The sequence below is a fragment of the Streptomyces sp. CB02980 genome, assembly GCF_014451325.2.
Taxonomy (GTDB): Bacteria; Actinomycetota; Actinomycetes; order Streptomycetales; family Streptomycetaceae; genus Streptomyces.
The window spans coordinates 58,704-73,205 of record NZ_JACSCH020000018.1 but is presented as its reverse complement, the minus strand read 5'-3'; the positions used below and the strand labels follow the sequence as shown (position 1 = coordinate 73,205).

14 protein-coding genes are annotated in these 14,502 nt (G+C 68.2%); all 14 read right to left on the bottom strand.

Annotated elements, in window-relative coordinates:
• Positions 1–30: 30 nt before the first annotated feature.
• The 14 genes from E0F75_RS30910 to E0F75_RS30845 all read right to left on the bottom strand — a co-directional run bounded on the left by E0F75_RS30910 (position 31) and on the right by E0F75_RS30845 (position 14,502).
• The gene (locus E0F75_RS30910; RefSeq protein WP_229314253.1) at positions 31–879 is read right to left on the bottom strand and encodes a peptidoglycan-binding protein; all 849 of its coding nucleotides are present in this window, start codon (positions 877–879) and stop codon (positions 31–33) included.
• 57 nt (positions 880–936) lie between these two features.
• A complete protein-coding gene (locus tag E0F75_RS30905) occupies positions 937–1,293 on the bottom strand; it encodes a hypothetical protein (RefSeq protein ID WP_229314252.1) in 357 nt (118 codons plus the stop codon).
• Positions 1,294–1,378: 85 nt separating this feature from the next.
• A complete protein-coding gene (locus E0F75_RS30900) occupies positions 1,379–3,562 on the bottom strand; it encodes a hypothetical protein (RefSeq protein WP_229314251.1) in 2,184 nt (727 codons plus the stop codon).
• A complete protein-coding gene (locus E0F75_RS30895; protein WP_229314250.1) occupies positions 3,559–4,644 on the bottom strand; it encodes a hypothetical protein in 1,086 nt (361 codons plus the stop codon). The genes E0F75_RS30900 and E0F75_RS30895 overlap by 4 nt, the downstream gene beginning before the upstream one ends.
• Positions 4,644–5,573: a hypothetical protein gene (locus E0F75_RS30890; RefSeq protein WP_229314249.1), complete on the bottom strand. Its 930-nt coding sequence runs from the start codon at positions 5,571–5,573 to the stop codon at positions 4,644–4,646. Before E0F75_RS30890 ends, E0F75_RS30895 begins: the two co-directional genes overlap by 1 nt.
• A gap of 12 nt (positions 5,574–5,585) precedes the next feature.
• Entirely contained in the window at positions 5,586–6,482 is an 897-nt protein-coding gene (locus E0F75_RS30885; RefSeq protein ID WP_229314248.1) for a phage tail domain-containing protein, read from the bottom strand.
• The gene (locus E0F75_RS30880) at positions 6,482–11,215 is read right to left on the bottom strand and encodes a phage tail tape measure protein (protein WP_229314247.1); all 4,734 of its coding nucleotides are present in this window, start codon (positions 11,213–11,215) and stop codon (positions 6,482–6,484) included. The genes E0F75_RS30885 and E0F75_RS30880 overlap by 1 nt, the downstream gene beginning before the upstream one ends.
• A gap of 3 nt (positions 11,216–11,218) precedes the next feature.
• Positions 11,219–11,521, bottom strand: a complete 303-nt coding sequence (locus E0F75_RS30875) for a hypothetical protein (protein ID WP_229314246.1) — start codon at positions 11,519–11,521, stop codon at positions 11,219–11,221.
• 26 nt (positions 11,522–11,547) lie between these two features.
• Complete coding sequence (locus tag E0F75_RS30870; RefSeq protein WP_229314245.1) at positions 11,548–12,159, bottom strand: hypothetical protein; 612 nt, start codon at positions 12,157–12,159, stop codon at positions 11,548–11,550.
• A gap of 13 nt (positions 12,160–12,172) precedes the next feature.
• A complete protein-coding gene (locus E0F75_RS30865) occupies positions 12,173–12,667 on the bottom strand; it encodes a hypothetical protein (protein ID WP_229314244.1) in 495 nt (164 codons plus the stop codon).
• A gap of 128 nt (positions 12,668–12,795) precedes the next feature.
• Positions 12,796–13,095 carry a hypothetical protein gene (locus E0F75_RS30860; RefSeq protein ID WP_229314243.1) on the bottom strand — a complete coding sequence of 100 codons (300 nt, stop codon included), beginning with the start codon at positions 13,093–13,095 and terminating at the stop codon, positions 12,796–12,798.
• A gap of 131 nt (positions 13,096–13,226) precedes the next feature.
• Positions 13,227–13,544 carry an HK97 gp10 family phage protein gene (locus E0F75_RS30855; RefSeq protein ID WP_229314242.1) on the bottom strand — a complete coding sequence of 106 codons (318 nt, stop codon included), beginning with the start codon at positions 13,542–13,544 and terminating at the stop codon, positions 13,227–13,229.
• Between the two features lie 79 nt (positions 13,545–13,623).
• Positions 13,624–14,037: a hypothetical protein gene (locus tag E0F75_RS30850; RefSeq protein ID WP_229314241.1), complete on the bottom strand. Its 414-nt coding sequence runs from the start codon at positions 14,035–14,037 to the stop codon at positions 13,624–13,626.
• 39 nt (positions 14,038–14,076) lie between these two features.
• On the bottom strand, positions 14,077–14,502 hold the full coding sequence (locus E0F75_RS30845; RefSeq protein WP_229314240.1) for a DUF6093 family protein: 426 nt from the start codon (positions 14,500–14,502) through the stop codon (positions 14,077–14,079).

Below are 14,502 nucleotides of genomic sequence, written 5' to 3'. Positions count from 1 at the left end.
GGAGCTGTCTCCTTGGTCGGATCGGTGGGGTCAGACGAAGAGCCGACGCCAGGTCTCGGGGCCGGGCAGCCCGTCGGCGTCCGCGCCGCTCCAGCCCTGGGCTCGTTGGAAGGCCGCGACGTTCAGGCGGTCCGCCTCGCCCCAGTCGCGGCTGGGGCCGACCCGGTAGTGCTCGCCGTAGCCCCGGCGGACGAGCTGCTGACCGAGCAGGAGGATCGACCCGTTCGACTTGCCGGGGCCGAAGGCTGCCCGCCCGGGGAAGCGGGGCGGGCCCGGCTTGGGAGTCTCCGTGCCGGCCTCGGGCCACTTCGGCATCGGGCCGGGGTCCGTGTGCGTGTTCTCCGGCGTCTGGCTGTGCCCGTAGTGTCCGCCGCGGGTCGCCCAGACGTCCTCGTTGCGGTTCGCGGACCACGAGGGGGAGCCCATCGGCCACCCGTCGGGAACACCCCAACTCCGGGCCCAGGACAGGATCTTGGCCAGCCCCTTCGCCGGGGTGTCCCGGACGGTCGCGTACGACTTCCCGTTGACGCGGCAGTGCGGGAAGAAGAGCGTCTCGATCTGGAGGCACACCTTCCCCGTGCGGTTCGTCCGTGTGCCGTCGGCGAGGTCCACGACCGACTTCGACCGGCTGTTGGCCGGGTAGAACTGGGCGATCCGGCCCGTGAAGGGGTCCCAGAGCAAGTGGGGGGCCGAGCTGCGCCCGGCGCCGGTGAAGTACGCCACGAGCCGGTCGAAGGGGACAAGGTCGGCTGGCTTGGTGGCGCTGGCGTTCTTGTCCCAGGTGATGTGCCAGATCACGCGGGGGGCGTACTGAGTGTCGGTCGGTGCCGTGTCGCCGAGCGGGTGCCGCTCGGCACCGGGCAGCCAGAGGTCGGGCATGTGGCGCGTCCTGCTTCTCCCCCGCGCCAGAATGAGTTGTAGGTGGTGCCGTTTGTCCTACGGGCTACCGCGGGCGGCAAGCATCAGCTGCAGCACGGTCAGCAGCACCGGGGCGATGAACGCCGAGACGACGAGGCGCCGGTTTGTGGTCGCCTGCTCCCGGTCCTGGCTACGCTCCCTCTTCACTTCCTCAAGCTCTCGTTCGAGGGAGTCGATCCGCTGAACGAGGTTGCGTTGGTCGGCTCGGTAGACGTCCACGGTGACCACCTCGTTGAGCCGGTTCGCCAGCGCGGCGATGTCGCCGCGCAGATCATCGCGGAGCTGTGCGAGGTCGTCGCGCTGGTCCTCCCGCAGCTGGACGACGGCGCGATGCAGCTCCCACAGCGTGGGCTCCGCACCCGGCGGGATGCTCACCGCGAACTCCTTGCGATCGGTGGCCCCGCGCCACATCCCGATCATAAAGGGGAACCCGAGAAGCTCCGGCTCGCTCCGGTCGGCGTCAGTCCAGCGGGAAGCGAATGCTGCTCAGGTTCACGTGCGCCGCCCCGGTCGCCAGCGCCGTGGCCGCAGCAGCGGTGACGTTGGTCAGGGTGACGATCCCCGTGGCCGGGGCGAGGTTCAGGAACAACGCGGCCCCGGTCGAGACGAGGACCTGGAACTGCTGCGTGTAGCTGACCTTAGGCCGCGCTGCGGCAGGAAGGACCATCACGATCTCACCCGCTCCGACAGCGTCCTTGGACGTTCGCTTGAGTACTCCGCGCAGCCCTACGGTCCTGTCAGGGAAGACCTTCCAGGCAACGCGGTCCCAGGTCCCTCCGTACTGGGCCCACCCAGATCCGAGCGTCGGCTCTCTCCAGACCTCGTTGTACCGGCTGATCCATCCGTCGGGGTCGACCGCGAGCATGCCACCGATGAAGACCGGAGCGGCACCGCCCAGGTTCTCCGCCTTGATCTCGTTCCCCGCGATGACGAGGTGGGATCGGACTGCGTCACCGATGGCGACGGACTTCGCTTCGATGATCGCCTTGGTGGCCACCAACTCGAGATAGGAGGTGTCAGGCTCCGACCACATGGTGATCGCTGAACTCGGCCAAGTCGGCTCAGATGCCATGGCCTTCACGGCGCTGCCCGTCGTGCTCGTCGCGCGCAGCACAGCCGACTGCAGTCTCAGCGTGGACCTGTTGCTGTCGGCGTCGTACAAGGAGTACACGGCCGCCGGTTCAACCTCGGCCGCCGAGCCCGACGGCAGCTGGACCCGCCCGGACGCGGGCGTGGTGTCGGTGGCCGGCACGGACGTGATCTCCACACGGCTGCCTGAGTCGGCGGTGCGCAGAGTGGCGCCGTTGATCTCCGCGCCGACGACCTTGATCCCCGTGATCGTCTTGCCGTTGAGCGCATCGGCCTTGATCATGTCGGCCGTGATGACGCCCGCCGTGAGGAGAGCGACCCGGATGCTGTTGACATCCATCTGGTCGGCGGTAAGGGATCGGAGCTTCACCTCCCGCGCCGTGATGCTCTGTGCCACAACCTTCTCCGCGGTGACGGAGTCTGCGGCCAGCTCGGAGGTTCCGATGGAGCCCGCCAGGACCATGCCGGCCGTGACGACTGTGCGGACTTCGCCGTTGTCGAACGACAGGCGTCCCTGGCTGGCCTGGACGGCTTCGGCCCACACCTCGGCACGCACCGTGTTGGCCGGTGCCTGAGCCTGGCCGCCCATCCGCGTCCAGGTGGTGCCGGGTGCAGCAGTCCGCTCAACGGCATCGACACCGAGCGTGGCGCCGCCCGCATCACACCAGCGCAAGAAGAGCCGGGCACCGGCGCCGGACCAGTCCGTGCTGGTCTGGTAGTCCACCGCGAGGAAGAACCTGTCACCCGGCGAGGCAGGCAGAACCGTGAGTCGCTGACTACGGGTCGTCGGCGACTCGGCAGTCACGGTCGCTGTCAGGCATCGGGCCGAGTTGTTTCCGGGTCCCGTCAGGTGCCAGTCCGGGCTGTCGGCGATCAGCTTCTCGGAGTACGCACCCTCGAATCCGCCGTCTGGCAGGAGATTGCCGGTTCCGATGGCGAGGCGGTCGGCGTCGACGGCGCCGACCGCGATCTTGGCGCGGCTGACTGCAGCGTCCGCGAGCGCCAGCTCACCCACGATGCCGTCAAGCACAGCTTCGGCGACGACCGGCAAACGCCCCAGTGGCCCCGCCATCGGGGAGGGCAGCGACACGGTGCCGGAGGTGTTGCGCGCCACGAGACAGACGTACTGGGGCGTCTCGGCCTGGACGGTGAAAGTGCCGCCCTGCGGGGACTCGATGGTCGCGCGCAGAGTCGACGCGTCCGGCGTGAACTGCACTTCAGCGGAGTGGATCTCCAGCCGGGCCCAGTCCAGGGGCGTGGCACTTCCGTCGAGAAGCCGGCCGTCCCAGCCCACGGTGACGCCCCCGATCGAGGGCGCCATCGTGGGCGCGACCGGCTGCGGGGGCGGCGGTCCGTTGGTGACGGTCAGGCCGGTCGTGCCGTCCGGCTGCTGGCCGATGATCGCGCGCAGGGAGCCGTCTCCGTCGTAGACGCTGATCGCGCCGTCCTCGATGGAGGAGTAGGCGAGCTGGGCGGTCCGGCTCGTGCTGTCGAGCCGCCGCTCGACGCCGGCAAGGCGAGCGGCGAGGACGGCTATGGGGTTGGTCATGTTCACGCTCCGTAGGTGAATCTGTCGGCCCGCGCCAGCTGGACTGTGATCTGCTCCGGCCCGGCGTCGGACGGCGGCTTGAGGAGCCAGCCGGTGATCCGAGCCCAGCCGTCGTACTGCGTCCACTCGTCGTTCAGTCGAACCCGGACGTCGTCGCCGATCTGGAAGGAGCCGATGCGCGCCGCAGGGTGGTCCCGGAGCACAACCTCGGTGACCTCGCCGATGACCGACCGGTTCACGCGCTCGGTGCGGGCACGCGCGGCCAGGCGGTCGGTCGCCTTCTCGTCAGGGAGCTCGAGCACGTGCTCCAAGCGCAGCCGCCCGTTCCGGGCCGCGTCCACGGCGCGACGCCGGGAACGTCCCTCGCCCGCGCCAAGGCCGATGATCACCTGGGCATAGCTGTCGGCGTCGTACTGCACCGGCACCGAGGAGGCGATGTTGATGCCGGACGTGAAGCTGATGTCCTGCCGCCTGGTGCCCAGTCGCGGCCAGCCGATGCGGATGCGCTGGGTCGGAGAGTTGCCCGACCACGCGACCGCCTCGGTCCACTCTGGGCCGCCGGCGACGGCGACCATGTCGTCGACGACGTTCGCGAGGGGTGGCGCCTCCCACCACGGGGTGGAGTACGGGTCGGCGGGGGTCCCGACCGTAGCCCGGGACGTCGTCCCATCCACTACGACGCGGACGTTCCCGTCGGGCTGGGCCTGGCAGTACGCCCACGTGTCCCGGATTACGCGGCAGGGGTCAGCGTGCACCCACGGGCCACGGCCTCCCAGGTTGCCGTGCGTGTCAGTCCGCTTGGTGAGGTACGAACCGAAGCCGCTGGCCTCCAGACGGAGCTTCTGGCCTTCGGGTTCCGCTCTCCAGATCAGCCCGCCCCACAGCAGCGTCCGGTCGCGCTCCACGTAGATCGCTGTCGTCCCGGGGTCCACCTGGGAAGGCATGAGGCCGGCCAGCTTGGGTGCGAGGACGCCGGTGAAGGAGCCCGGCCCGCACAGCTCGGGGCCGAACTCCACCTCCGACAGCGGTAGATCCACGCTCAGGGTCTGACCGGTGAGAGCGTGCGTGGTGAGGAAGCGGTACGCCATCAGATGACGCCCTCGTTGAACTCGACGTCGCAGATGAGCGACGTGGCACCGTCGACGGTCAGGTTGCCAGTCTCCGCCTTCGACATATAGGTCTGCACATACAGGACCTGGTTCGTGCCGCGCATGGCGGCCGAGACCCCCAGGCTGTCCGCAAGGATGACCGTTGTCCGCCGGACGTTCTTGCCCTGGTCGTCGTCGATGACCGTGTCCTGGCCCTTGATGGGTCCGATGACCTGCTGCATCGACGCGTAGACGTCGGCGCTGTCCATGCGGAGACCGGCGAAGGTCGTGACCGCCTTGAGGGTCACGGCCCAGTCAGGAACCGGGATGGTCCACCGAGCCGCCGGCGGCCACGTGTGGTAGCGGTTGTCCGAGTAGGTCAGCTTCTGCGGGCTGCCCGGGAAGGCAGTGTAGAGGCGCCGATCGCGCCGGGGGTTGGCGATGCGCCGCAGGTCCTTGATCATGGCGTCCGTGATGGTCGCCGTGTTCGGAGGGATGTCGATTCGGGCCAGGGGTATCGCGGTCATCCCGGCCGGAACCGCGGTCGCCGTCGATCCCACGTTGGGAACGACGTGGAAGTATCCGATGTCCTGTTCGGCCGGGTCGCGGTTGCCCTCGTACTCCGGGTCCTCCACACGGTGCACCAACAGGTCCGAGCGCGGCGATGCGCCCGTCGCCGCGATGGGGACGATGGTGTCACCCACGTTGTACTGGGTGTAGGCGCCCTGGCCCCAGGAAGCGCCCCGGATGATGGACGAGCCATCCCCGACGCGAACAGCGGAGCCCGGCGTCGACAGCTGCCTGGCCTTGAGGTCGTTGGCCTCAGTGACGCCCTGGGAACCCCGGGCGAGGTCCCTGATCATCATCCGCATCGCGCGGGCAGGGTGCGTTCCGCCGTGGGTGAGCATGGGCGGCTGAATGAGTGGCACAGCAGGTTCTCCTTACAGGGCCGTCCAGGCCGACCGCCACGAGACGGCCAGCCGGGTGGAGTTGGTGTAGTCGGTCGCCGTCCAGCGGATCTCGCTGCGGCCGGGAGGGATCTGGAAGAGGTCCAGGCGAGAGGCGTTGGAGAGTGCCGACGCGACGTTGCCCGTCCCGTTCCGCAGAACCCAGCGGGTTCCAGGGCGGGTCTCGATGTCGATGCGCTCACCGACGCCGAGGGTGAGGCCGAGCTCGAGAACGCGGCCGCTCTCCACGTGCACGAGTCGGGGATTGGCGACGGGGCCGGTGATCCTGATGGACGGCCACGCGCCCACGTTGCCCTCGTTGATGACCCACCCGGGCCTGGTCTCCGGGGTGGCGATGCCGGTCGTGATGGGTGCCACGAGAGGTGCCTTGAAGCCCCCGCTGCTGTGGCTGATGTCCAAGGAGAGGGTGATGCTGGATATGGAGTCGCCGTGCAGCCGCGGGTCGAGCGCGGTGAATTCCAAGTCCAGCGGGATCCACCCGTGGATGGCCTGCGCTGTGGAGACGGCTTTCGCCCGCCTGATGCGGCCGAAGAGGACCTTGGTGTCGCGCCCGGGCCAGCGCAGGCGCAGCTGCGCGAGGGCCCCGGCCGTACGCCGGACCTTCGCGTTGGCGGCGACGGCTTCGATCTCCGCCAGCTTGTCCAAGGCGGCGGCCGGATCGCCCGGAGTTCGGATGCCGGCCTCGATCCGGACCGTGCGCGGCGCGTACAGGTCTACGCCAGGGAACGCGCCGTCATCAGACGGGTTCAGGACGTCCTGGGTGCGCAGCTCGGCGGCGCCGAGACCCTCGATATCGGACACGGTCACGGAGGTGCCATGGCCGATGAGGACGCCGGCGAAGTCGATCTGCCAGTCGGTGAGGGCAGCCATCAGATCCGCCCTCCGCGCTGCGCGTTCCGTAGCCTCCGCATGATCTCCCCGGACAGCTCCTGCGGAGAGGTGTCGCGGCCGTGGACGGTGATCGGCATGGACTCCACCAGGGCTTTCGGATGCTGCTGGATGATGGTGACCTTGATCGCGGCTGACGGCCGAGCGTCGACGAGCCTCGTCGGCGCTGGTACCGCGTCGGCACTGGACAAGCGCATCCCAAACCGTGTGGCGACGTCCTGGAGGACAGCGAGCGCGCTGCCGCGCTTCGCCGCTCCGAGAGGGATGAATGCCTCGCCACCCGTCTCGGGCTCGGCGAACTTGATCAGCCCCCCGGAGGTGGCATAGAGGCCGGGGGTGAGGATGCCCCCGCTGGCGTACGACAGCCCACGGTTGGCCCGGCGCAGGTCGTCGAAGAACTTCGTGCCCTTTGCCCCCAGCGCGCTCTTGAGACGGGCGAGGCCAAGGTTGGCGATCTCGATAATTCGTTCTTCGCTCAGCCCGGTAGCGTCGGCCACCACGTGCAGGCCGGTCGTCTTGCTCTTGATGGCGCCGATGATCGCGACCAGGTCGGGGAGGTCCTCTTCCGGGAGCGCCTTGCTGGCTGTGCGGGCAGCGTCGTTCGCTGCCTTGGCCTTCTTGGGGTCCTTCACCGCCTGTGCGGCAAGGGCGGCCGCCTCCTCGTCACCTTGTTCGGCCAGATTCTTGGCCAAGTCGGTGTAGCCCGATGCCGCAAGCTTCGCGACGTTCTGCTCGAAGGTGTTCTGGTCCTTCACCGTCTTCCGGAGTTGGTCCGTCCACTGCCCGAGACTGGTGATGAGGGCCGAGGCCATCCGAGTCGCTTCATCGTTTGCCGCCTTCGCCTTCTTTGAGTCCTTCACGGCCTGCGCGGCGAGGTCGGCGGCGTCCTGGTCGCCCTGCTCCCGAAGCCGCTTCGCGAGCGCCCCGTACCCGCGGGCTTCCAACTTCGAGAGGTTCCGCTCGAAGGCGATGCGGTCCTTCGCCGCCTGACCAAGCTGATTCGTCCACTGCTGGAGGTTCGCGACGAGGGCAGCGTTCATGCGGGCGGCAGCATCGTTTGCCGCCTTGGCCTTCTTCGGATCCCTCACAGCCTGATCTGCGAGGTCGGCGGCGTCCTGGTCGCCCTGCTCCCGAAGCCGCTTCGCGAGCGCCCCGTACCCGCGGGCCTCCAGCTCCGAGAGGTTCCGCTCGAAGGCGGACTGGTCTTTCGCCGCCTGACGGAGCTGGCCGCTCCACTCCCCGAGGCTCGCTCGTGATGCTGCGGCCAGGGCCTCCAAGTCGCCAGCCATCGCCCGTACATAGCGCGAGCTTCCTGTTGCCATCTTTCGCGTGAGCGCGATCCCCTCGACGCCCATCTCTGCCAGGGAGTTGGCCACATCCTGGCCGGCACGGCGGGCCACCGTCTCCAGGTCCTTTCGCCACCGCTTGGCGGTGGCGACGGAGGCGTCCAGCTTGTCGGCGAACAGGCTGAGGCTGAACTTGCCCTTCCTGTTCATGGAGTCGCCCGCGATGCCGCTCAGGGTGTAGAGCGCCGGCGCCTGGTAGTTGAAGCCGGTGACTCCGCCGTCGGCGTGGTAGGTCACTTCGCCGCCGAAGCGGCGGGCGACGTCCTCCAGGATGCGCTTGGAGCGACCCCGCTTCGCTCCCGCCAGGGGGATGTATGCCTCGCCCTGTGTCTCCGGCTCCGCCCACACCCGCCAGGCGCCCGCTGGCGCGATCTGCGCTGTGTGATCCTCACGCAAGGTGCGCACGCCGCCGTCCGCGTAGAAGTCGAGCAGTCCACCGTTTGCCTGCTTCACAGGCACCTTCTGGATGCCGTCGGGGACACCGTTGCCGTCCTTGTCCCACGTACTGGCCTGGATCTTCGCGAAGAACGGGATGGTTACAGCGGCTGGCTTGTTCACGCTGACGGTGATCGTCTTCTGGCCGGGGATCCGGCCGACCGATGCCCCGATCTCATCGAGCTGCGCCTGTACGGCTGCCATGTCGCCTGAGAGCAGGGCCGTGGTGAGGGCGCTCGCCGCCTCGGATCCCTTCGTCTGCGAGACGGACACGATGAGGCTGAGCATGCCGAGCCACTCGGAGTTCGACTGCCTTCCGGCCGTGCGGAAGGCCGCCACGACGGCCGAGAGGTCTGGCGCGTCGATGGGCATGTCCGCGCCGTACAGGAAGCCCAGCTGGGAGCGGATGTTCTCGATGTCGCCCGTGAGGAACGACTGTGCCAGCGAGGTGGACGCTTCCTTGCCGAACTTCTCGGACACGTCCGCCAGGACGCTCATGCCCTGTTCCATCTGCGCGGCAGCGGCCTTGGGCAGCTTCTTGGCGGCCTTCCCCATGTCGGCGACGACCATGTCCTGCATGACCTTCGCGAACTTGCCCGGGTCGTTGGTGGCCGACGCGTCGGCCCACGCTTCGGCGACCTTCCTGCCGTACTTCGCCGAGATCGCAGGCAGCTGCTCCAAACCGGCGCGGAACGCCGGCGTCGCCCGTGCGGAGGACTCCTGGATGATCTTCTCCAGCTCGTCGGCGACCTCGCCCTTGCCCTTCCTGAGCTGTCCGACGAGCTCGTCCAACAGGGGCGCCGACTCGGGCCCGAGGGCGGCAAAGTGATCGGCCAGGTCGAGACGACCGTTCGCGGCCAGCTCACCCAGGTTCTTCTGGAACTCTCGCTGCGCCTTGAGCTGCTTGTTCAGCTCCTCCACGTAGTCCGAGAGGGAAGCCTTGGACGCGTCAGCTGACAGGCCCGCCTTCTTGTTCGCCTCGGCCACCTTGTCCTGCGCGTTCTTCCACGCCTTCGCCGGGTCGACGATCGAGCCGAGAGCCTTGCCCATCGCCTCCATCTGCTCGGTGAACTTGGGGCTGCCGTTCTTGTCGGTCGGGAGCGACTGGGTGAGTTCCCAGGCGCCGAGCAGCTCCTGCCGGTTGGCCTTGATCTTGTTGTTGACGATCGCCATGGACGCGGCGAGCTCGTTCTCCTTCTTGACCGCGTTCGACCAGACCTCGTGCTGCCGGTCCAGAACCTTCTTGGCGGCATCCCATTCGGGGTCGGCCGCGTATGAACCCCTGTCCCAGGTCAAACCCTTCTGAATGTCGAGCTCGTCCTTGAGCTTTGTGAGCTTCGCGCCTCCAGACGTGATCGCGTCGATGGCGGTCGCTACGTCGATCTGGGCGTCCTTGAGCTTCTTGACGTCGTCGCTGTTGGTGAGTTGTTCGGTGAGGGTGCGCAGGCCCGCCCCCTGCTCGCCTTCCTCGCGCTCTCGACGCAGTGCATCCACGAGCTCCTCGGTCGCGGCCTTGGCCTTCTGCTTGCTAGCGGAGTAGGCGGCGTACACGCCGACTCCGATCGCCATCAGAGCGGTGAGACCGGCGACCGCGATCCCGGCGCCGCTGAGGACGGCTGGCAGAGCCGAGCCACCGGCTCTCGCCGTGGCAAGCTCGGTGCGGAAGATGGTGAGCTGGTTCCCGAAGCGGAGGAACGCCGCCTTCGCCAGCAGCGCCGCCGCCGAGAGGGCGAGGACGACGCCCATCAGTGACTTGGCGGGGCCGGGTAGATCATTGATGGCGCCGGCCACGATGTTCAGGACCTCGCCCACGCTCTCCAGCGCGGGCAGGAGGACGCGCGCCATGTCGATACCGAGGGCCTGGGCCTGGTTCTGGAACTGCGCCCACTGGCCGGCGGTGGTGTCGAGCTGGATCGCGTACGCCCTCTGGGTCGCTCCGGCCCGTTCGACCTCGATGCTGATGCCCGCATAGGTGTCCTGGTAGTTCTTGCCCTCGGCCGCCGACAGGGCGAGCACGGCGCGGACCGCACGGATGTCCTTCAGCAGCGGAACGAGTTGATCCGCAGAACCGCCGGTGGCGTTGCGGACCTTCTCCATGACGACGTACAGGCCGTCCTGTTCAAGAGCGGCCGCAGCCGACTCGTAGCCGAAACCCTTGATCATGTCGACCAGTTCGCGGCCCGGCTTCATCATGCGCGTCATCAGCATGTTGAGCGCGGTGACCGCTTCGGCCGCGGGGATACCTGTGAGGGTGACAGCGGCGAGCGCCGAGCTGATGTCGTCGAACTCAACGCCAGCGGCGGCCGCCATCGGCACTACGTCGCCGAGCTGCTGCGCCAGCTCATCGAAGGAGACGACCCCGTAGTTCACGGTCTGGAACATGACGTCCATGACGTCGGCGGCCTGCGAGGCATCCATCCCGTACGCCTTCAAGACGCCGAGCAGAGCGCGCGCGGAAGTCTCCGTCGTCGTCAGGCCGGCGGCCGCGCCTCGCGCAGCGACCCGGAGGATCGTCATCGCGTCCGCACCATCGAAGCCCGTGGAGACGACCTGGTACAGGCCCTCGGCGAGCTGGGAGGCAGACTGTGGGAGCTGCGTGCTCAGCTCCACGATCTGGTCCGTGAAGTTGCTGATGTTGGTGTTGTTGATCTCCTTGGAGATCGTCATCACGTTCGCCATCTGCTTTTCCAGCTCGATGGCGCCCCGGACTCCCAGGACGAAGGCGCCGCCGAGCGCGACGCCCATCACGGCGAAGCCCGCGGCCATAGCCCGACGGGTCTGCTCCGACCTTCCGGCGAGCTGGTTCAGGTCACCGTCGAGGCGGCGGACCTGGCTGCCGAAGGCAGTGACCTGACCTGCCGCCGTGCGCAGGCCGCCAACCAGGCCAGTGACACCGGCCTGGACGTGGACGTAGAGGGTGTAGGCCCCGGCCACTGGCTACTTCTTCCTGGGCCGAAGCCCGACCTTCACCCCACGACCCTCCGGGCCCTCCGGAACCTGCTCCTGCTCCATGGCGATCAGCTCGCAGCCGATGCACCGGTGTGTGTCAGTGACGTATGCGAAGCGGTCGCCACCCGCGTTCTCGTCCCACTCGTCCGGTCTCGTCCCGCACGATTCGCACACCGTCCGCGAGTAGGCGAGGTAGGCGATGGCCTTCGCGCGGTCGAGCGCCGACCACCGCCCGTCGCCTGCGCCGGTGAACTGACTGTGCGGGATGCCGTACGAGGCACAGACCTCCATCTCCGCTCGGAACGCAGAGTCGGAGATCAGCCTTTTCCCAGGTCGGCCCTCAGCGTCTGGTTGACCAGGAGGGCCGTGGTGAAGAGCGCCTTCGCCTCCGAGTCTGGCCACGCGTCGAGGAGGTCCTGCGCGTCCTGCTCGCTCATCCCCGGTACCTCAGCGCCCGTCTCGTCGCGCTCGATGTGGCACGCAGAGACGAGGGCGGCAGGATAGGTCTCGACGTTGTACTCCATGCCCTGATCGGCCTGGGTCTCGGTCGGCGGATGGTCGCGCAGAAGCTGCTCCCAAGCGGGCCTCGGGAGTGCCCGGAACGTCAGGACGTCCGTAGCCTCCTGCAGTACCCGCTCAGCGTCGTCGAGCTGGAACTGTGCGGCGACCACCTCCGGGTGGGCCGCCACCCACTCCTCGCGGGCAGCCTCGCTGACGCCCTGCTCGATGGATGCGGCTCGGGCGGCAGTACGGGCCTTTGCCAGGCCGAGGGCGGCGTCGGTGGCGCTCTGCTTGGCATCGTCGTCATCGCAGAGGCGCAGGCTTCGCTCCGGGAGCTTCCGGGCCTTGAGCCGGGCCATCTTGGCGGACCAGTGCGGATCCCGGGCAACGGCGTCCGCCGGCGGTACGGGATGCGTCGTGGTGGACATGCGGCGCCCCCTCTCAGACGGTCTTCGCCGGGACCGCGGCGTCGAGCGTCGGCTCCTCGGTGATGCCGAAGGTGACCTTGAACTTCGCGGGTTCGCTGGCGGTCGAGTAGGAGGGGCTGCGGCTGCCGACGCGGATAGGGAAGACGTCCAGCGACTTCGACAGAGGCACGTCGCCCTTGCGCATGATGGCGATGTACCCCGTGACGCCCTTGGAAAGCAGCGTCTCGATCGTGTCGCTGACCTTGTCCTCGTAGAAGGTGATCGAGGAGTTGTCGGCCTTGTCCTCGCCGGGAATCGTGGTGGCGAAGGTGCTGCCCATGTCCGGGGTATCGATGGGCGTGTTCTCGAGCGACCAGCCCTCGACGTCAGAGATGGTGTCCGACAGGTTGGTGGCGTTGGTCGGGCCGAGCTCGGCACGGCTTGGGACGTTGTCGTCGGAGGCGATCTCCTTCAGGTAGAAGAAGAGGGTGGTGCCTCGGCGCATGAAACGCTGCTGCGTGGTGGCCACGCGACTCTCACTCTCCGGAGACGACGGCCCCGGAAATGCGGCAGGCCCGTCCCCAACAGTTCAAGCTGGGAGTCGGCCCGTACCGGTGGTCGGGCGTCCGCGATGGGCCTCCGCGGTGAGGTGTGCGGTCAGGCGAGGGTGGTGACCTCAAGCGCGAACCGCTGGATGTAACTGTATACGCCGCTCACGACTGTGACCCCTTCCTCCTTGTCCACCTCGCGAGACATGACCACGTACCCGGCTGCGGCGACGGGGTAGGTGGGGCCCTTTTCTGTTCGGGCCATAAACGCGCCTCGTACCTTGTCGGCCATCCACTCCGCCTGCTCGGCTGTCGTCGCAACCGAGGTGACCTGGTAGAGAACCCTGGCGTCCGCGCTCGCATCCCCAAAGGGGGGCCCGTCACTGGTCGAGCCGATCGGGTAGAGCACGCTGAACGGTGTGGCCGCGCCGGTCGGGAGACTGTTGACGGTGGGAGCTGACCCGTACCCGCAGGACCTCCCCGTGGCGCTGGCCAACATCGCTTGGACGGCGAGGCTGAGGATGCGTCCGGAAACGGGCATCAGTCCCCCACCGCCACTCCGACTGCGGCAAGGAACGCCGGGCGGATCTCTTCGACAGCTGGCCCCACGTGAGGGTACGGAGGCTGGTTGAAGATGCGTCCGAGACTGTCCGGGCCGACGTACCCGTACTCAAGTCGGCGTGCTTGTGGCTTGTTGGTGCCGATGACGGCTTCGGCAGTCAGCCCCGTGGCGCTGAACTCGTGCGTCCAGGAGCGTCTGTAGTGGCCCGTCGGCGCGTTCGGCCCTGGCCGGCCACTGGCGTTGGCTTTGACCCTGGTCTCGAGCAGCATCCCGTAGTGCTGCACGACGGCGCTCACCGCGGGGAGGGCGGCTGCCGCACGAGCATTCAGCTGGGCTGCTACCTGTGGGGCGTTCGAGTCCGCTCGGGCGCGCGAACTACGAGAGGAGGCCATCGGTCTCCTTCGCCTGGTCGAACTCGCCGTTCGCCCACTGCTGAAGCTGCGCGAGGACGGCGGCGGTGAAGCCGTGAGGGCCCCCGAGATCCGGCCGCGCGAGCGCCGCTTTCTCCAGCAGTCCGGCGTCGATGGCCGACAGAAAGTGGGCGGCGGCCGGTCCCGGCTCGTACGGAACGCCGACGAAGACCCGGGCGTCGCCTTCGAAACCCGGAGCGACCTTGCCCGGCACGAGCTGGACGACTAGCTCCGCCGGTTCTCCGGAGCGGTGGTGAATCGTGTACCCAGAGACGAAGTTCGTGCAGTCGAGTCCGTCTACCTGCACCGAGGCTCTGCCGCCGACTGCCGTGACCTTGACCTGCCGTACGTCTACCTGTGGGGTGTCCGTGATCTCCATGCTTCGAGCGTAGGCCGGATCGCGGACACCCCGACTCGCTCAAGACGGAGGCGTGATCTCGTCGAGCCGTGTGACTCGAACCAGTTCCACGGTGGACGCTTCCGATGGATCCAGAACTTGCCATACTCGTCCGCCAGTTGCCGCGTCACCGGAATGCGCGATGGCCACCTCGACGCGGTCGTAGCGAGCAGGCACGGGCGCGCTGAGGGGCGTCAGCAGGCGGTACCAGGAGACGGTGTCGTCGAGCCACTGCCGACCGACGATGCCCTCGGCAGTCACCTGCCCATGTCCGGAGAGCAGCGCGCCAGGCCCTTCGTATACGACGTCGGCTGGCACGCCCCCGAGCAGCCCCGAATCTGGGTCAAGGGCCGGGGTGCCGGTGGGGCGGACAATGCGCACCTGGTCGAGGAGGAGCTTCCCCTCCAGCTCTCTCCGGACTTCCCCCGGGTCGATCTCCGTCGTCAC

Coding starts and splice junctions, on each gene's coding strand:
- E0F75_RS30895 (WP_229314250.1), bottom strand. CDS start 4,644: ATGGCGTACCGCTTCCTCACCACGCACGCTCTCACCGGTCAGACCCTG.
- E0F75_RS30885 (WP_229314248.1), bottom strand. CDS start 6,482: ATGGCTGCCCTCACCGACTGGCAGATCGACTTCGCCGGCGTCCTCATC.
- E0F75_RS30875 (WP_229314246.1), bottom strand. CDS start 11,521: ATGGAGGTCTGTGCCTCGTACGGCATCCCGCACAGTCAGTTCACCGGC.
- E0F75_RS30870 (WP_229314245.1), bottom strand. CDS start 12,159: ATGTCCACCACGACGCATCCCGTACCGCCGGCGGACGCCGTTGCCCGG.
- E0F75_RS30850 (WP_229314241.1), bottom strand. CDS start 14,037: ATGGAGATCACGGACACCCCACAGGTAGACGTACGGCAGGTCAAGGTC.
- E0F75_RS30910 (WP_229314253.1), bottom strand. CDS start 879: ATGCCCGACCTCTGGCTGCCCGGTGCCGAGCGGCACCCGCTCGGCGAC.